This window comes from Runella defluvii, from assembly GCF_014195535.1.
Lineage (GTDB): Bacteria > Bacteroidota > Bacteroidia > Cytophagales > Spirosomataceae > Runella > Runella defluvii.
Genome location: NZ_JACIBY010000014.1, coordinates 108,086 through 127,093 on the forward strand (window position 1 = coordinate 108,086; position 19,008 = coordinate 127,093).

The following is a 19,008-nucleotide window of genomic DNA, read 5'->3' on the forward strand; positions in this document are numbered from 1 at the left end:
GATTTATATAAACAATTTTGTTGAACTAAAATGTATAAAATAATTTAACATGACAACCCACGCTACCTACATGGGGTACCGAACGGACGATTTCGAACATCCCTTTGCTAAGTTTTTTAACGATATGATTGCCTCAATTCCTGCCAATGTAGCTGCGGCATTGGAACATGCCTTGCCGTCGTCGGAGGCGTTGGATTTTGAGGAGGTGACCAAAATGGCAAACAAAGGCTACGATTCGGTTGAAAATGGGTACTTCATGCTGCCTGACGGCGGGCTACACGTGGCCGTGCTAACCCCTATGCTGCATGTAACACCTCCCATGTGGGACTGGTGGTTTGGCTGGCACGGTTGCCAAGATAATCGCTATAAATTATGGCATCCTGCTGCCCACAAATCTGCTCGCTGGGAAGATGGTCGGGAAGATGAAGCGTACATTGGCCGCACGTCTATCATTGAAGAGTACATTGGAACCTCCCTCGAAAAAGCAGCTATTCAGTTCGTTCATCCCACTGCATTGGGGTTTTCGGAGGAGCAGATTGCCGACAAAGAAGAAGTGGTGTATATCTGCGCACGTTTGGGGTATCCGCATTTGCCCGTTGATTTTGGTTGGCTAGTACACCAGGTTCGCAAAACCGCCGTTGGTGCCGAAATGCGTTCGCGGTTCTGGATGGGCGGAAAACACATTCAGTTGAGGGGAGAAAACAAGTTGGTTCAACTGGTGTCAGCAGTTTTGCCAAAAATTGCACATCTGCCTGAACGTCAGGCGAAGGACTTATTGCAGCATTGCTCCGAAGAAATGAATCATCTGGCCAAAATCTTGCCCGACTTATACCACGAATTTCACGAATCCAACCCTTTAAAAACCATTTTAACATGAAACCAATTGCTATTTCAGGGGACATTATCCAACAAGGAGACAAAGGCTTTGATAGGGCCATTATGGATACCCTTTTTAATCAATGGGAACCAGGCCGCCGCCCCGATATGATGGTAACCCCCAAAACCATCGACGACATTATTGACACCATTCATTACGCTCGGAAAGAAGGAAAACACATCAGTATTTGTTCGGGAGGGCACAGTTGGTCGGCCAACCACGTTCGGAACAACAGCGTGTTGATTAACATGCGAAAATTTGATGCGTATGAGGTAAACCGTGAGGCGATGACGGCCAAAGTAGGGCCAGGGGTAGGAGGAAGTACGTTGCTGACGGCCTTGTTTGACCAAGACTTGTTTTTTCCTGCGGGGCACTGCAAAGGTGTATGTGTAGGCGGTTATCTGCTTCAAGGAGGCTTTGGATGGAACGGACGAAAGTTGGGTATGGCCTGCGAAAATGTCATTGGTATTGACGTGGTTACGGCTAATGGCGACTATGTTCATGCCAACGAACACCACAATTCGGATATTTATTGGGCAGCGCGGGGTTCAGGCGGGGGATTTTTTGGCGTAGTAGTGGCGTTTCATTTACGACTTTTCAAGAAGCCTGCCTATTGCGGGTCTATTACCCACGTATTTGATATTCAGCACCTTGAAGATGTGTTTCGGTGGGCGCACGAAATTGGGCCGAGTGTGCCTGATGCCGTCGAATTTCAGTTGCTCACAAGCCGTAAAGTTTTGAAGTTTTTGGGGCCAGGTATAGAGGCTGTTGCGCCTATTTTTGCCGATACCAAAGACGAACTCGAAGAGGCCAAGGCGTTTATGTTGAATAGCCCCATTAAGCAAAAAGCATTTTTTAAAACACCTTATTTGAAAGCCAATATGTCGTCGATGTATCGTTTTGTGATGACGCATTATCCCGACGACCACCACTGGGGAGTCGATAATATGTGGACCAAAGCTTCCATCGATGAGCTTATGCCTTATTTGAAAGGCATGGTTGAAACCTTGCCACCTGCACCTTCGCACATGCTTTGGCTTAACTGGTACCCACCAAAGCGCCTACAAGACATGGCGTATTCGCTGGAAGATAACATTTACATTGCCCTGTACGGTACATGGAAAGACGCAAACGACATCCCAAACTACGGCAGTTGGGCCAAAGGATGGATGGAAAAAGCCAATCACTTGTCCACAGGAATTCAGTTGGCCGACGAAGGGCTTCACCAGCGGATGGCTCCTTTTGTGGCGACGGATAATCTAAAACGCCTCGACGAAGTACGCGCCCAACGCGATCCGAATGGATTATTTAACCCTTGGCATAGTCGCCCTACGCTGACTTTATAACAAATTCCACACCTTTATTTTTTGTTCCACCACCTCTTTACTACACATTGTTATGAACTCACAGGTTATTTTGCGCCGCGCTTATGCGCTGGCGGTTGCATTGATTTTGTCTTTACTTATTGGAAATAAAACGGTTTATAGTCAGTCGGTGACTTTTACGCCCAATGGGGTGTGGTTGCCAAGCATGACTTCCAACGAACGTATCACAATGCCCGTTACGATAGGGCAATTGGTTTTCGATACCAACACGAAGTCGATTTGGTACCACACAGGTGTGGGAGGAGATTGGAAAGAATTGATAACGGTCAAACCGTCGGCGGATAATTTGGGAAACCATACGGCGACTCAAAATATCAACGTCGGAGATTACTTCTTGTCGCCCGATGGTTTAGATCGAGGCTTGAAAGTAGGTCGCGAACAGCTGTTGTTGCAATTGCCCAAACCGCGTTTTCAATTGGGAACAAACTTGGCAACAAATTCACAAATAAATTTTGCCAACTACACCCGTAATTGGGCCATAAGCACCTCCCAAGACCGATTTGAAATCGTGGACTCGACTTTTCAAACGCGCCCATTTATCATTGAAAAAAATGCGTTTCATAACATGTTGTATATTCAGGAGGATAAAATTGGGATTGGAACCAGTTCGCCTCGCGAAAAGTTAGACGTGGCGGGAAAAGTAAAAATGAATGGTTTCCAGTTGCACAATGGCACCAATACAGCAGGGTTTATTCTGCAATCGGATGCGGTAGGGAACGGAACGTGGGTAAACCCAGCGGCGGCAGGTTTTAACTATTGGACGGTTGCCAACGGGGCCATGTTTCCGAATCTAAATGTGAACGTGGGGATTGGAACGGAAGCGCCTAGCTCGAAACTAGAGGTGAATGGGAAACTGAAAGCGACAGAAGTAGAAATTGCTTCAACGTTGAAAACGACTTCCATAGAAACATCTGGAACGACGAAAACGACGAACTTCCAGTTGACCAACGGCGCGACTAACGGCTACATTTTGCAGTCGGATGCCAACGGAAATGCAAGCTGGAAAAGCCCGTCAAGTTTGCCGATTAGCTTTTCTGAGAGCGACCCCAAAGTGGGATCATCGAGCAGGAATAGTGTACCGAAATGGAATGGCACGAAGCTGACGGACGGGACAATGGTTGACAACGGCAACATCGGGATTGGAGTAACGTCGCCGACGAATAAATTGGAAGTAGCAGGTACGACAAAAACGACGAATTTACAATTGACCAACGGCGCGACGAACGGTTACATTTTGCAGTCGGACGCGAGCGGAAATGCGGTTTGGAAAGACCCTTCAAGCTTGCCCATTAGTTTCAGCGAAACCGACCCGAAAGTGGGAGCGTTGACCAACAATGTGTTACCGAAATGGAACGGCACGAAGCTGACGGACGGCACAATGGTGGACAACGGCAACATCGGGATTGGAGTAACGTCGCCGACGAATAAATTGGAAGTCGCAGGTACGACCAAAACGACGAATTTACAATTGACCAACGGCGCGACCAACGGTTACATTTTGCAGTCGGACGCGAGCGGAAATGCGGTTTGGAAAGATCCTTCAAGTTTACCGATTAGTTTCAGCGAAACCGACCCGAAAGTGGGAGCGTTGACTGCCAATGTGTTACCGAAATGGAATGGCACGAAGCTGACGGACGGGACAATGGTGGACAATGGCAACATTGGGATTGGAGTAACATCGCCGACGAATAAGCTGGAAGTAGCAGGCACGACAAAAACGACGAATTTTCAACTCACCAACGGCGCGACCAACGGTTACATTTTGCAGTCGGACGCGAGCGGAAATGCGGTTTGGAAAGACCCTTCAAGTTTGCCGATTAGTTTCAGCGAAACCGACCCGAAAGTGGGAACGTTGACCAACAATGTGTTACCGAAATGGAATGGCACGAAGCTGACCGACGGGACAATGGTGGACAATGGCAACATCGGGATTGGGGTAACGTCGCCGACGAATAAATTAGAAGTAGCAGGTACGACAAAAACGACGAATTTTCAATTGACCAACGGCGCGACGAATGGTTACATTTTGCAGTCGGACGCGAGCGGAAATGCGGTTTGGAAAGACCCTTCAAGCTTGCCCATTAGTTTCAGCGAAACCGACCCGAAAGTAGGAACGTTGACCAACAATGTGTTACCGAAATGGAATGGCACGAAGCTAACGGACGGGACAATGGTGGACAATGGCAACATTGGGATTGGAGTAACATCGCCGACGAATAAGCTGGAAGTAGCAGGCACGACAAAAACGACGAATTTTCAACTCACCAACGGCGCGACGAACGGATATGTGTTACAATCGGATGCGCAGGGAAATGCGGTTTGGAAAAACCCAACGTCGTTAGGAATAACTTTTACGGAAACCGACCCGAAAGTAGGAAGCCAATTAATGGATTATGTGCCAACTTGGGATGGAACCAAATTGGTAAAAGGGGGGATTTTTGATGATCACCGAGGAAAAATAGGAATTTTAAACGATGACCCTAAAGCCCCCCTGTCGGTAGGAAAAAGCTACACCACCAACTTAGATGCCATCACTTATTTTAACACTTCCGAGAACAAACCAGTAGTCATTGCCAGTATTGATAACGCAACTCCTGACAATAATAAAGGTATAATGATAGGAGAGCAGGGAAACGAAATTCAAGGCCGTTCAGGTAATAATTTGACCACAAATGGTGATTTGATTTTGAATGCTTACGATGGAAATGTCGGTATTGGAACAACCACTCCTACCAGTAAATTGGATGTAGCGGGCAAAATAAAATCAACGGACTTTCAGTTGACTAACGGTGCAACCAACGGTTATATTTTGCAATCAGATGCGAGTGGAAATGGGATTTGGAAAGACCCGTCGAGCTTGTCGATTAGTTTTAAAGAAACGGATCCGAAAGTGGGAAATCAGTTGACATATTTTGTCCCAACTTGGAATGGAACCCAATTGGTCAAAGGAGGTATTTATAGCGATGTTTACGGAAATGTAGGTATTTTGAATACAGACCCACAAGCGCCTTTTTCGGTTGGCGAAAGCTACACAACCAATTTAAATGCAATAACTTACATTAATACCGCAGGAAATAAGCCCGTGGTGATTGCCAACATTGACAAAGCCGCTCCCGCCAATAACAAAGGGTTGTTGCTTGGGGAGCGTGGAAACGAAATACAGGGGCGTGCTGGAAATTCTTTGATTACAAATAGCGATTTGATTTTAAACCCTTATTCAGGGAATGTTGGGGTTGGTACATCTTCACCTACGGCAAAGTTGGAGGTGAATGGAAACGCAAAAGCAAAAAGTATTCAATTGAGTGATGGTGCTCAAAACGGCTACATTCTTCAGTCGGATGCCAATGGAAATGCAAGTTGGGCAAACCCTTCTGCCTTGTCGGGTGGAAGCACTTCGTGGACTAAAAATGGAAATAACCAATACTCTAATGTGACGGGAAATGTGGGCGTTGGCGTAGGGACTCCTTCGCAAAAAATCCACCTAAGAGGGAATTTACTGGTTGAGCACGGCCGACTTCTGACCTATGATTCGGGAAAAAATGTCTATGTGGGAGAAGAAGTTGGAGGCACCGATACAACATACACGAAGGGCCAACACAACACAGCAATAGGGGCAAACGCATTTCAGAACAATACAACAGGGAACAACAACGTAGCAGTAGGTAGAAAAGCGTTACAGAGTAATACCACAGGAACCTTCAACACCTCAATAGGAACGGAATCCCTGAACTCGCTCGTTGGAGGAGGCTTCAACGTTGCGATAGGGCCCTATTCTATGGTAAACAATGTTGACGGGAATGAAAACGTTGCGGTAGGAAACTGGGCTGGGTTTAGCAACAAAGGAAGTGGAAACGTCTTCCTTGGCAACTCCGCAGGCTCGTCTGAAACAGGCAGTAATAAGCTCTATATTACCAACACCAGCACCTCTACTCCGTTGATTTACGGTGATTTTTCTAAAAAAAGACTGGTAATTAATGACAGCCTTGAGGCAAAAAGCATCAAATCTACGGCGTTGCAGCTTACCAATGGAGCCAATGTGGGCTACCTGCTTCAATCCGATGCGAGCGGGAAAGCATCGTGGGTAAATCCCTCAACGTTGCTTAGTGGAAGCAATACTTGGACTAAAAATGGTACGAATCAATACGCCAATCTCACGGGAAATGTAGGGATAGGGGTGAGTAATCCTACCCAAAAACTTCAAATAAGGGGTAATTTATTGGTGGTTCATGGACGGTTGCTGACGTTTGATTCGGGAAAAAATGTCTATGTGGGAGAAGAAGTAGGAGGGGCTGATACCACTTATACTACTGCGCAAGACAACACCGCCCTGGGAGCGAACGCATTTCAATACAATACTGGAGGGAATAGTAATGTCGGTATTGGGAGAAAAGCACTTCAAAAAAACACGACTGGAAACGCTAATACGGCGGTCGGAATTGATGCTTTGCTCAACAACATTCAGGGGTCGAACAGCGTAGCTTTGGGGGCGTATGCCTTGATAAGTAACCCAGCTGGTGAAGACAATACTGCTGTTGGTTTTTCCGCAGGGTTTGCCAACAAAGGAAGTGGGAATGTTTTTATAGGCAATTATGCAGGTGCTGTCGAAGCAGGAAACAATAAACTTTACATTGCGAATGGGAAGGATACCCCACCGCTTCTGTATGGCGATTTTGCTACGAAAAAATTGGTGGTTAACGATAGTTTAGAAGCTAAATTTTTGTCGGTGAAAATGCCCAATGCCGGTTCCTATTTCCCCAACGCAACTATCAAAAATCAAAGCGTTGTGACCCAAATTCATGTAGGAAATAATGCCAATCCCAAAACACGATATTACGATAAAACAAATTCACCTTCCAGCTTTTTTGACCTAGGAATCAATGCTTTTAACTACTTTTCGGTGGATTATAACGAGGCAACGAAATTCGCGGTTCTTCCCAATGGAATGGTCGAATTGTCAAACAACCTAAAAACATTTGGAAAGTGGATTACCTCAGACGGTGACAATGAAGGGATAGCGGTTACTAATCAAGGGAATGTAGGGATAAATGAAGTTAACTCAAACGTCACATTTACAATCAAAAGTAAAATGACAACGGGAGGGCTGTTTTCGATAAAAGATAACAACGAGGACGAGAAATTCTACATGTCTATTAAAGGAAATGCTGGCATGGGAACGTCAGATTTGAGCAAGGCAAAGCTCTCCATCGTTGGTTCACAACTCAGCAATCTAAGCTACGGTTACTTGAATAACAATGGCTCGACGGGTTCTGCAAACAGCACTTCTTATTATTCGCTTTATACGTCAGATCGCATTGCGGCCAGTGAATTTAATGCCTTTTCCGACGCGCGTATCAAAGACATCAAAGGCAAGTCAAACAATGTTCAAGACCTTGAAACCCTTTCTAAAATTGAAATAACAGATTACCAGTTCAAAGACAAAATCGGAAAAGGGAACGGCCATCACAAAAAAGTGATTGCTCAACAGGTAGAAACGGTTTACCCACAGGCGGTTAGTAAAACCACCGATGTCATTCCTGACATTTATCGGTTGGCCAACATCCAAAACAACTTTGTCGAGTTATCCAACCACCAGCTTACGGTTGGGGAAAAAGTGAAACTCATTTTTGGAGAAAAGCAGGAAGTATTTGAGGTGGAGGCAGTGAATGAAAAAGGGTTTAAAATAAAAAATAACGGTACATCGCTCGTAGCCGCAACTTCGGTGTTTGTGTATGGCCGAGAGGTATCGGATTTTCGTTCGGTGGACTACGAAGCGCTTAGTACGCTAAACATGTCGGCCACGCAGGCATTGCTAAAACGCATTGAGCAACTCGAATCCGAAAACACACACTATAAGAATGAATTTAAGTCGTTTCGTACGGAGTTGGAGCAATTAAAAGCGGCCGTGACGGGAACGAACGAAACAAAAGGAAAATAGTGCGTCGGGGTGGTCACACATGTACGTCGGGGTGGTCACACATGTACGTCGGGGTGGTCACACATGTGCGTCGGGTGCTCACATATGTGCGTCGGGGTGCTCACACCCCGACGTCCCCAGCGTCCCTCAGGGAATTTCAATTCCAATTTGTCGCATCAATGCTGTCGCGTTAAATTCACGACAAACTCCTTCTTTCAACTGATAGTCGAAGTGTAATTTGCCTTCGGTGAAGGTAGAATAAAAACTGTAATTATGGGCAAACTGCCCTTCGTTGGCCATGTCGCCTAGCTCAATGTCGTGGGTAGAAATAAACCCAGCGGCTTTTTGTAAATGAAGCTGACGAATCAGTGCCTCAGCGCCTTTGTGACGGTCAACGGAGTTAGTACCTTTTAATATTTCGTCCAAAAAGTAAAAAACAGGAATGGGTGAGCTTTCCGAAAGTTTGAGTAAAGTCTGTAAACGCTTTAACTCGGCATAAAACGAAGAGGTATTTTCTTCCAGCGAGTCCTGCGTTCGCATACTGGTAAAAACCTGAAGAATAGCGCTCGAAAACTGTTCGGCACAGACGACCGAGCCCGACAGCGCCAAAATGGTATTGACGCCAATGGTGCGTAAAAAGGTGCTTTTCCCTGACATGTTTGAACCCGTAATGATGGCCGTTTGGCCCAAACCTTGTAGTTCAAAGTCGTTACAAACGCGCTTGTCAGCCGCAATCAGTGGGTGGCCAACGTGTTTGGTTTTGATGTAAAACGGTTCGGTAGAAAGTTCTGCAAACGGGTACGACGGATTAGAATAAGCAAAGCCCGCCAAGCTACTTAGGGCTTCAAACTGACCCAGTACGTGAAACCACCGTCCAAGGTCGTCTTGGTGGCGCTTTTTCCACGCTTCGAGTTGGGTCATCCATTGCAAATCCCACAATGAAGGAAGTCCAATGGCCAGCATAAAGTACGGATTCAACCGAAAGTTGAGGTTTTCGGTCATTTTGGCAAGCTGCTGAATACTTTTGGAGGCGGGGATGCCCGTGGTAAGTTGACTTTTGAGCTGCCGTAGTTTAGCGGACTCAAACGACTGATTTTCAATTTTTTCAAACAAAGCCGCGTAAGCTTTCAAGGTTCCGACAATTTGCTCCGATTGCTCCGCATACGCCTTGACAGAAGCGTTGAGTTTGCTTAAAATAAACCCGTGAAAAAGCAATACGGCGACGATAACCAACCAAGGGATAAGCCCCAAAGAAGCCGCAATAATCCCCGAAATTGTCAGGATGGGCAACCACCTAAAACGCTTCCAGCGAAGTATGGATTCGTTTTCACCAGCTTTGAGCCAAAGTGATAAAAATTCGGTGGACTGAGAAATTTGTTTTTCGAGGGCAGCGGTAGCTTCAAACTCTTGGCGCCAGTCGAGTAGGGGAGTAAGCTCGGCAATGGCCAACTGACGAACCGTAATTTCGATGGGGTCGGCAGGGGCTAGAAGCCAATGGGCCAAGGTTTTCATTCCCACTTTGGTGTGCGCCCGGTTGATGAGTTTAAAAAGTGAATGTTTGCCAAAAACATCCAAATCGTAAGCATACGGATGGTTGGGCGGAGCAAACTCTTCTCCCGTTTCTTTTCTCAAAAAAGAAAGCGACAACCTTGCCGTTTCTTCTTTGTTGAGCTGAGTTAAAATCCGATAAAGATGGAGAAGTCGGGAGGTTTTTTGGTGTTTGCGCAGTACAATCGCAAATAAAATCAACCCTAAAAATCCGATGGAAAAGGCAAGTGTAAGGTCACTTTTTGAAAACCACCAAACAGCGGCGGCTGCCAAGATAAAAATAGCAAGTCGAGCGGTGGAAAGTTGGTTATAACGGCGCTGGATTACTTCGGTTTGTGCTTGAAAAACGGCTTGTCGTTGGGTGTAGATTTCGGAAGGATTCACGGCTGAATTTTTTCCCAAAGGTACACATCTTTCGACTAATTGAGCGAAAACATCGGGAGTTTTACGGCCGTTGCGGTATTATTAAACATCAATTCCGAAATCGTGGGCTCCATAAAATCAATCAACGGAAACTGCGAAAGAATTTCCAAAACGTGCAATTCGGTGTCGGCTTTGATAACGCACCAAAGCTTGGTCCGATCGGACGAAAGGGCGTACGACGTAATTTTTCCCGTCTCCATCAAATGATTGATTTTTTGACGTTGACGCGGGATTTTCGCTAAAAACTCCTCCGTCATTTCGTCAGGGAGGGTAAATTCTACCATGAATTGACTCATAATCCTAGAATGTTAGATTACCGAAATAACAGCCAATATACTGAAATGGTTCGGAAAGTTGTGGTTTGAGAGTTTAGAATTACTTTTGTTGCCTGTATTACATTCGACAATCAACATTCTAAATTCGACATTCCAATTATGCCTCTTCCCAAAAAAGCCAGTGAGTCACACACCATCATGACCGAAATGGTATTGCCCAACGATACCAATACCCTCAACAACCTCATGGGAGGGCGGTTGCTTCATTGGATGGACATTTGTGCGGCAATCACTGCCCAGAAACACGCGCATCGAACAGTAGTGACGGCTTCGGTTGACAACGTATCTTTTGCCGAGCCGATCAAGTTAGGAAACATCGTAACGTTTGAGGCGCAAGTTACCCGTGCCTTTACGTCGTCGATGGAAGTTCACATCAAAGTAAGCGCCCAAAACCTTTCAGCGGGAGAGGCGGCTGTGCATACCAACTCTGCTTTTTACACTTTTGTAGCGGTTGACCAAAGCGGGCGACCCATCGAAGTTGCGCCCGTGATTGCTGAAACAGAAGAAGAGCAAAGCTTTTTTCAGAGCGCGTTGCGTCGTCGGCAATTACGGTTGGTTTTGGCAGGGCGAATGAAACCCAGTGATGCCACCGAATTGAAAGCACTGTTTGGAGAAAGCGGCGAATAAGAAGTAAAGAAAAGGCAGAATTACTAAAGTATTTCTGCCGAAATACCACGGCGACAAATCTCTTGGCGTTTGGGCACCAGCTCTTCCCAAGAACCATTTTTTACGCGGCATTTGCCTTTGTAATGAATGATAATGGTACACTGTTCTGCTTGTTCGGGGGTATGTTCGCAAACATCCATGAGGGTTTCGATCACCCAATCAAATGTATTCACCTCGTCGTTGAAAACCACTAGACTATAAAGGTCGGTTTCCACTACTTTTTGCTCTACTTCTTCGACTACATCGACTTCGGGCATTTCAAACAGTTGCATGTGCAAAGATTTGTATAGTTAATGAACTGATATAACAAATTTACGAAAAATCGTATAGGTTTGCAAAAGGTATAAACACATTCTAACCTTATTTGTTCCATTCTATGAGTCCATATGTAGCTCTCACCATTCTCATTGTGTATTTTGCGGTACTTATTGCCGTGTCTATTTATACCTCTAAAGGGGCTGACACCAATACTTTTTTCACGGCCAATAAGCAGTCTCCCTGGTACTTAGTGGCATTTGCCATGATAGGCACGTCTTTGTCGGGGGTTACTTTTATCTCCGTCCCTGGTGCGGTTGGAAAAATCCAATTTTCCTACTTTCAGGTGGTGTTAGGTTATATTTTGGGATACCTGTTTATAGGTAGTGTGCTCATGCCGCTTTATTACCGACTGAACTTGGTCTCTATTTATACCTACCTCGAACAGCGTTTTGGTTTTTGGGCGTACAAAACAGGGTCGGCTTTTTTCCTACTTTCGCGCACACTCGGTTCGGCGGTGCGGCTGTACGTAGCGGCGCAAGTTCTTCAATTGGCCATGTACAACGGCCTTGGGATTCCCTTTGAAGTGTCCGTTTTGATTACGATTGCCCTTATCTGGGTCTATACTTTCAAGGGTGGAGTAAAAACTATTATTATCACCGATACGCTCCAAACAACGTTTCTGATTACGGCGGTTGCACTTACCATTTACTTAATTTCGAAAGAGCTAAACTTTTCGTTCGGGGGAATGGTATCGGCCGTGGCCGACAGTGAATATTCGCGTATTTTCTTCTTCGATGATCCAAAGGACAACAAATATTTCTGGAAGCAATTTTTGTCGGGGGCGTTTATTGCCATTACCATGACGGGTATGGATCAAGATTTGATGCAAAAAAACCTGACTTGTAAAAACATCGGCGAAGCCCAGAAAAACATGTTTTGGTTTACCATTACATTGACCTTCGTCAACCTGATGTTTATGAGCCTTGGGGTGTTGTTGTATTTTTATGCTCAGGCCAAAAATATTCCTTTACCAGAACGTACGGATGAAATTTACTCGATGTTGGCCCTGAATCATTTTGGACTCAACGAAGGAACCGCGGGGGTTGTGGTGGCAATTACGTTTTTGATTGGGATTACGGCGGCTACCTACGCTAGCTCGGACTCGGCGCTAACCGCTCTGACGACGTCTTTTTGCATTGACTTTATGAACGTAACCAACAAACCCGAAAAAGAACGCGCGCGCATCAAACACTGGGTTCACATTGGGTTTTCGTTGTTGTTTTATGTGGTGATTGTACTTTTCAACCAACTCAACAGCAAAGAAGTAATTACGGCTATTTTTGACATTGCTGGCTATACCTATGGGCCGTTGCTGGGCTTATTTGCATTTGGGCTATACACCAAACGTTCGGTAAAAGACCGCCTGACGCCCATCGTTTGTGTCTTGGGGCCGATAATTACGTACGTGCTCAATCAAAATTCGGAGGCATGGTTTGATGGGTACAAAATTGGTTTTGAACGGCTTATGCTGAATGGTGCAATTGTATTTTTAGGTATGCTATTGATTTCAAAACCAAAAGAATCGTAATTTTAAAGAAAAATTCGTTCATGAAAATCAATACACTGGTTGTTGATGATGATATAAACTGGCAAAAAATCATTGGGAAATTTGTACAAATGCACCCCAATTTGGAGCTTGTGGGCGTGTGTGGGTCTGCGATGGAAGGCTACAGCAAAATGAGCGATGTCGAGGTCGATTTGCTGATTTGTGACATCGAAATGCCCGAAATGTCAGGTTTAAGCTTTGTAAAAAGCATCCGCCACCGCCCATTTGTTATATTTGTAACAGCACATCGTGACTATGCCTTGGATTGTTATGAGGTATCGCCAGTGGATTTTTTGCTAAAACCGCTTGAATTAGACCGCTTTTTGAAGGCGATTGAGAAGGTAAAAGAACGTTTTGTGAATGTGGAAGACGCCAGCCACGTTGAGCCTTACTTCTTTGTTAGAGAGAACTCTAGTTACATACAAATCGCCTACAAGGAGGTGCTTTACATGAAAGCACAGGAAAATTACCTGCAAATTGTGACAAAGCAGGCGTCATACTCTCCGATTGTGTCTATTTCAAAAATGGAGGAGCAGCTTCGTAGCGAGGTGTTTATGCGGGTGCATCGTTCCTATTTGGTACATCGTTCGGCGATTCAGGTTATTACAAAAAACGAAATTGTTTTAACCTCTGGCGATTCAATACCGATTGGGGAGCAATACCGCAACCAAATTACGCGCAAACACATTGAGGGAAACCTGATCAGTCGTATCCTATAACTGCGGCACCAAGTAGAAGGGTGTTGGCGATTGCCAACGCCCTTCATTTGTTATAGGCTAGGCTCAAGGAGGCTTTTTTTAACTTCTTCAATAAAAATTTTTGAAGGCTTAAAAGTAGGGTATTCGTGTGCTTCTACCTCAACAAGGGTATTCCGTTTTACATTGCGCGCCGTCCGTTTTGCACGGTGTTTGTTTTGGAAATTGCCAAAACCGCGCACATAAATGATTTGGTGTTGGCTCAGTGAGTCTTTGATGACGTCAAACATCGCATCGAGCGTTGTCTCTACTTCGGTTTTGGTACGGTCGGTTTGTCGATAAATACGCGTTACCAATTCTGCTTTAGTCATTGTAATGGGTTTTTAGGTACAAAAATCATTTCGCATAAGAGTTTCAATAACCGTCGATGTGAGATAACTAAGTACCCTTGCCGAAAATCGGCGGCACTATCAGTACAACAAAATTATATTCCAAAAATAGTATTTTAAAGTCCGATTCCAATTTTTTTATGAAAGGGGTGCATTTGTACATAAAACCCCTTATTTCGTACATGAAAATTGGAGGGGGTAAATTGGGTTGAAGATAGTGGGACACGAAAAGCGGAACGTAACTTACTATACGTATATTTATGCCATTTAGGTATATAAAAAAACGCAGGCCACTTCATAGCGTAGCCTGCGTTGGAGTAAGAGTTAAAAATGTTATTTCTTGACGGTATTGGTCGTAGCGCCACTAATAACGCCTAAATATCGTCCAGCCCAGTAAGGAAGCAGCCAAATATCTCCCGCGCTCATTTCTGAACTACCACGCCCGTTTCGGTCTAAAATAAACCGACTGTTGTTGTGGCGAATAATGCCCAGCTCGTCGGGAGGAAGTACTTCTTTGGTGGTTTGTTCGATAAAATTGGGGGGCAATAGTTCAATGTCTTTGCGGTGGCTATTTTTTACCGTCCAATCAATCATATCGAGCGGATATTCCTGTAAATACCAGACCGATTCTTCCAAATCAAAATCTTGAATGCCTGTGATAGCCGTCAAAATATTCCATAGGCCATCTTTTTCGGGGCGCTCAAATTGCCAGTGGTCCACGATGGCTTTCTTGTAATTGGCCTTCAATGTGTCATTAAACGCGTAGCGATACAAGCCCCAATAACCCATATAGTACATTTCATCGTCGGAGTGATTCCAGTCGCCCGAAAGCATCTTGCTCCAATCGCTGGCATTGCCAGGAGCTTGTCCGATGATTTTCATGGGGCGCATCAGATTTTCGTAGTATCCGTGCTTTTTCATCAACTCAAATGCCTTGGCCTTGTATTTTTCCTTTTTGGTAAAATGATAGGCCGTTTGGAGCATGGCTACGATGTTGGACGAATTGAGCTTGCGGTCACCCACGTTGATGGGGAAGTTGTTGACATAATCGGGGTGCCATTTTCCCCAAAGGGTAGGTTTGCCGTCCCAGTCCACCAAATACATGTCATTTTTGATGATGTGGCTCATCAACGTGTCAATCAACGCAATAGAGCGTGATTTGAGGTCTTTGTCGTCAATCAACTCGGCCATGGCACCAAACGCAAAAATGTGTCCAATCACTTCGTCGCTGCTTGTCGTGGACTTCCAATCCCATTCGGGGTCGTCGGTACGGCGCCACGGTTTGTCTTCGTATTTGTAGCCCGTACGTTCATACGACCGCGACGGAAAACCTGGGATTTTATTGATGTCGTACAACCGTTCCATTGCATCGAGCGATTCGCGGCAGTTTTGGAGGGCTTGTGGGTCTTTGGTGGCGGCGTAGCGGAAGATTTGCCCGCCCAAATACATGGAAGTCCAAAGCCCGTCGTTGTCGGAATCTTGCAATGTCCCCGTGGCCAAATTTCCGTTTTTCATGCGCCCGAGCGTGCCATTAAAGCCATCCCGAATGTGGCGAGTGCGCACTTGTTTTTCGTAGAACGTAGCTTTTTCTTGGAGCGTCATTTTAGTGAACATAATTTTTCCAAGCCCTTTGTCGGTCAATACCAAAACAGAACCATCTTCGCCTTGGGCGATATGCGTCACTTGGTTGGACGGAAGCCAACGTTCGGAAGCATAATAGTTAAATTTCCCGTCAGGTTTTTGGTAAAAAGCCCCCTCGCTCGAACCAAACCAAAGCTGATTGCTAATGGCCGTGATGCAAGTGATGTCGGCCGAGGGAAGTTTTTGCTGGAGTGGCGTGATGACTTTACCCGCTTTGTCTAGTTCTAAATAACCATTTTTAGTGCCTACTACGAGTTTGGAAAGAGTGACTTCCAAGGCCGTGAGGTTATCGGCAGCATAGACTTTTTTCACTGCTTTGGCCCCTTCCGCAACCGAATACACCGCTTTGTCGGTCAGAACATAAAACTGTCCGTTGGAGTATTTGATGTCTAAAACGCGTCCTTCGAGCCCCGTTTCTTTCCAACCCGTTCCTTGTTTGGGAAGGTATTCTACCTGTGAACCGTTGGCAATGAGGAAATTAAAGTCACTGCCGCCTGCGAAGAGGTGGGCGTCGGGGAGTGAATGTTTGAGAAACAACTTGCCCGCCCAAGCATCGCTCAAAACCGATTTGTTGTCAATCAAAACAAACTGCTGCTGATAAAGCGATAGGTTGGCGATTTTTTTATCGGCAATGGGGCGGTAAGAAACATCTTTTTCTAACGTGCCAGGATAGAGCAACTGCCCCGCATGAGGTTGGAACAAACCCGTTTTTGTACTGATTTTGATGGTTCCATTGCGGTCAGTGAAAACACGAAGCGGCTCAACGCTGTCTTTGAAATAATACTTGATGGCGTAGTCTTGCGTAAAAGGCGTGTCTCGGTGGACAGGCTGTTTGGGTTTTTGGGCTAAGAGTAAAGATGATTCCAGTAATACGCCCAAAAGGAGAAAATGAAACTTCATACGGTGTAGGTAGGAGTGTTGGATGAAACAGAAGTGATTGACTCTAAAAGTCCAACCACATTGACGTCTATTATACGCTGTATGCAGGTGTTAGGGCTATTTGAGGGAGAAAAATGAGGGAGCGTTGGGAGACGCTAGGTTGCATTAAGTAATAAAGCAAAAGTTTTAGAGTAATTCAAAGCAGCCTCGGTAGAGGCGCAACATTTGTAGTAGCAGGAGGAGTTTTTTTAATTTTTGCTTCGTAGAAGCATAACAGAGCATCTAGTTATGCTTCTACGAAGCAATATAAACTACTAACACACTAAAACTTTTGCCCAACTACTTTAAGCTAATCCTATTTTAACCCCAGACCTTTAGGCTGAGGGTTTACTGAGTCACATATTGTTGATAATGTCATTTTAATTCTGCTTAATTACTTATAGTGCAAGTTCGTTACAGCCCCCGTTAAAAAACGGGTCCAAAGCGCTTTTAAAGCTAAACGCACTACACATGAAAAAATGGCTCATTGCACCCGTATTGATTTTCCTCTTTTGCTGCTTTTCCCCCGAAAAAATAACGTGGGTGGCGTTGGGAGATTCGATTACTTACCTCAACGAACACCAAAATGAAACGGGCAACCGCATCACCAAAGGCTACATGACGATGGTGACGGAGAAATTGCCTCATATTCAGTACATTAATCAAGGTCATAATGGCTGGACGGCCGCGCGTATTGCGGAAAAAATCGAAAGCCTTAACTTGGTCAAGGCCGACGTTTATTCCGTCTTTTTAGGAACGAACGATTGGTGGGGCGGGCGACCCGTAGGCACCATGGCCGACTACGAAAACAACACGGGATTTGGGACGCTCTACGGTTCGTTTCGGATTATTATCAACAAATTTCGGAGCCTCAATCCCGACGCAAAAATCATTTTGATAACGCCGCTTCAGCGCGTGGATTTTGTATATATCGCCAATTTCAAGAACAATGCTTACGGGTCGTACAAAGACAAAAAAGGGCAATACTTGGAGCAGTTTGCGGACGCCATCAAGGCCATTGGGGAGCGGGAGAAGCTACCTGTCGTGGATTTGTACCACGATAAAAAATTAGGACATTCTAAATTGGTGAAGTTTAAGCGACTCAAAGACCCACAAACGGGACAGTACAAAAACTACTCGTACCCCGATTTTGTGGATATTCCGTTTAACCCCGAGACAGACGAGTACCCTTACCCCGTCGAATCCATCGCCATGACCTACGACGGCCTACACCCTTCGGACGCGGGTTATGAAGTGATTACGAAAAAACTGGTGAAGATTTTGAAGAAAATGTAGGTTTTTATAACCACTAAGGCATTAAGTGTCACTAAGAAGAGTAATATCTTAGTGTTTCTTAGTGCCTTAGTGGTTAAATATAAAGCAGCTAACTTTACTAGCCTAGGGGTTGTTATCAATACTGTTATTCATCTTACACAAATCAATCACAACAATGCGAATATTATTTACGGGAGGCTCAGGAAAAGCTGGAAAACACGTCATTCCGTACCTGCTCGAACAAGGACATAAAGTGTTGAACCTAGATTTAACGCCGTTGCATCATCCAGGGGTAGCTAACCTAACTGCCGATATTACCGATTCGGGGCAAATGTTTAATGCAATGACTTCCTACACGGGGTTTGAAGAGCTAGAACCAGGTACTGGGGTGCCAAAATTTGATGCAGTGGTGCATTTTGCGGCAGTTCCACGCATTTTGCTAAAGCCTGATAATGAAACGTTTCGGGTCAATACCGTAGGAACTTATAACGTGATTGAAGCGGCCGTAAAATTAGGTATTAAGAAGATTATCATTGCATCGTCGGAGACTACGTATGGTATATGTTTTTCGGATGGTGCAACTGACCCTCATTCGTTGCCATTGGAAGAAGATTACGACGTTGACCCGATGGATAGCTACGGGTTGTCGAAAGTCGTTAATGAAAAAACCGCCCGAAGTTTTCAGCGTCGCTCAGGATTTGATATTTACGCACTTCGTATCGGAAATGTGATTGAACCACACGAATACGCTGAATTATTTCCTCATTATTTCAACCAGCCCGAAGTACGCCGCCGAAATGCTTTTTGTTACATAGATGCTCGGGATTTGGGGCAAATTGTGGATTTGTGTTTAAAAAAGGACGGTCTTGGTTACCAAGTGTTTAATGCGGGAAATGATCATAATGGCGCGGTTATCCCGAGCAAAGAACTAGCCGAACGGTTTTTTTCAAATGTGCCCCTCACGCGCGAATTGGAAGAACACGAAGCGCTGTTTTCCAATCGAAAAATTCGTGAGGTGTTGGGGTTCAAAGAACAACATAACTGGCGAAACTATGTAAAATGGGACTAATGTAAGGCC

Annotated in this window: 13 protein-coding genes; 8 read left to right on the forward strand and 5 right to left on the reverse strand. The window is 45.1% G+C overall.

The window, feature by feature from the left end; all coding sequences use genetic code 11:
* The first annotated feature begins 49 nt into the window (after positions 1-49).
* Genes FHS57_RS25340 through FHS57_RS25350 form a run of 3 tightly spaced genes read left to right on the forward strand, consistent with a single transcriptional unit; the run spans position 50 to position 8,197 of the window.
* Entirely contained in the window at positions 50-877 is an 828-nt protein-coding gene (locus tag FHS57_RS25340; RefSeq protein WP_183978626.1) for a DAPG hydrolase family protein, read from the forward strand.
* Positions 874-2,223 (forward strand): FAD-binding oxidoreductase, encoded by a 1,350-nt coding sequence (locus FHS57_RS25345; RefSeq protein WP_183978628.1) that lies wholly within the window; start codon positions 874-876, stop codon positions 2,221-2,223. Before FHS57_RS25340 ends, FHS57_RS25345 begins: the two co-directional genes overlap by 4 nt.
* A 52-nt stretch (positions 2,224-2,275) precedes the next feature.
* Positions 2,276-8,197, forward strand: a complete 5,922-nt coding sequence (locus FHS57_RS25350; protein WP_183978630.1) for a tail fiber domain-containing protein — start codon at positions 2,276-2,278, stop codon at positions 8,195-8,197.
* A gap of 126 nt (positions 8,198-8,323) precedes the next feature.
* Here the strand turns inward: FHS57_RS25350 and FHS57_RS32115 are convergent, their stop codons facing one another.
* Both FHS57_RS32115 and FHS57_RS25360 read right to left on the reverse strand, forming a co-directional pair.
* Positions 8,324-10,108, reverse strand: a complete 1,785-nt coding sequence (locus FHS57_RS32115) for a MutS-related protein (RefSeq protein WP_183978632.1) — start codon at positions 10,106-10,108, stop codon at positions 8,324-8,326.
* A 35-nt stretch (positions 10,109-10,143) separates the two neighbouring features.
* Positions 10,144-10,443 (reverse strand): muconolactone Delta-isomerase family protein, encoded by a 300-nt coding sequence (locus tag FHS57_RS25360; RefSeq protein WP_028527195.1) that lies wholly within the window; start codon positions 10,441-10,443, stop codon positions 10,144-10,146.
* 138 nt (positions 10,444-10,581) lie between these two features.
* Between FHS57_RS25360 and FHS57_RS25365 the strand changes: the two genes are divergently transcribed.
* Positions 10,582-11,109, forward strand: coding sequence for an acyl-CoA thioesterase (locus FHS57_RS25365; RefSeq protein ID WP_028527196.1), 528 nt, complete (start codon positions 10,582-10,584; stop codon positions 11,107-11,109).
* A gap of 23 nt (positions 11,110-11,132) precedes the next feature.
* Here FHS57_RS25365 and FHS57_RS25370 read toward each other — a convergent pair whose 3' ends face one another.
* Positions 11,133-11,420 carry an ATP-dependent Clp protease adaptor ClpS gene (locus FHS57_RS25370; protein WP_028527197.1) on the reverse strand — a complete coding sequence of 96 codons (288 nt, stop codon included), beginning with the start codon at positions 11,418-11,420 and terminating at the stop codon, positions 11,133-11,135.
* A 104-nt stretch (positions 11,421-11,524) separates the two neighbouring features.
* On the opposite strand from FHS57_RS25370, the gene FHS57_RS25375 reads away from it, so the two are divergent.
* On the forward strand, positions 11,525-12,994 hold the full coding sequence (locus tag FHS57_RS25375) for a sodium:solute symporter (protein WP_183978634.1): 1,470 nt from the start codon (positions 11,525-11,527) through the stop codon (positions 12,992-12,994).
* A gap of 20 nt (positions 12,995-13,014) precedes the next feature.
* Positions 13,015-13,731 (forward strand): LytR/AlgR family response regulator transcription factor, encoded by a 717-nt coding sequence (locus FHS57_RS25380; RefSeq protein ID WP_183978636.1) that lies wholly within the window; start codon positions 13,015-13,017, stop codon positions 13,729-13,731.
* Positions 13,732-13,781: 50 nt separating this feature from the next.
* Here the strand turns inward: FHS57_RS25380 and FHS57_RS25385 are convergent, their stop codons facing one another.
* Together FHS57_RS25385 and FHS57_RS25390 are read right to left on the reverse strand one after the other, a co-directional pair.
* Positions 13,782-14,078: an HU family DNA-binding protein gene (locus FHS57_RS25385; RefSeq protein WP_028527200.1), complete on the reverse strand. Its 297-nt coding sequence runs from the start codon at positions 14,076-14,078 to the stop codon at positions 13,782-13,784.
* A gap of 351 nt (positions 14,079-14,429) precedes the next feature.
* The gene (locus FHS57_RS25390; protein WP_183978638.1) at positions 14,430-16,637 is read right to left on the reverse strand and encodes a hypothetical protein; all 2,208 of its coding nucleotides are present in this window, start codon (positions 16,635-16,637) and stop codon (positions 14,430-14,432) included.
* A gap of 489 nt (positions 16,638-17,126) precedes the next feature.
* Here FHS57_RS25390 and FHS57_RS25395 point away from each other — a divergent pair, with 489 nt between their 5' ends.
* Together FHS57_RS25395 and FHS57_RS25400 are read left to right on the forward strand one after the other, a co-directional pair.
* Positions 17,127-17,951 (forward strand): SGNH/GDSL hydrolase family protein, encoded by an 825-nt coding sequence (locus FHS57_RS25395; RefSeq protein WP_183978640.1) that lies wholly within the window; start codon positions 17,127-17,129, stop codon positions 17,949-17,951.
* A 154-nt stretch (positions 17,952-18,105) separates the two neighbouring features.
* The gene (locus tag FHS57_RS25400; protein WP_183978642.1) at positions 18,106-18,999 is read left to right on the forward strand and encodes an NAD-dependent epimerase/dehydratase family protein; all 894 of its coding nucleotides are present in this window, start codon (positions 18,106-18,108) and stop codon (positions 18,997-18,999) included.
* The last annotated feature ends 9 nt before the right edge of the window (positions 19,000-19,008 follow it).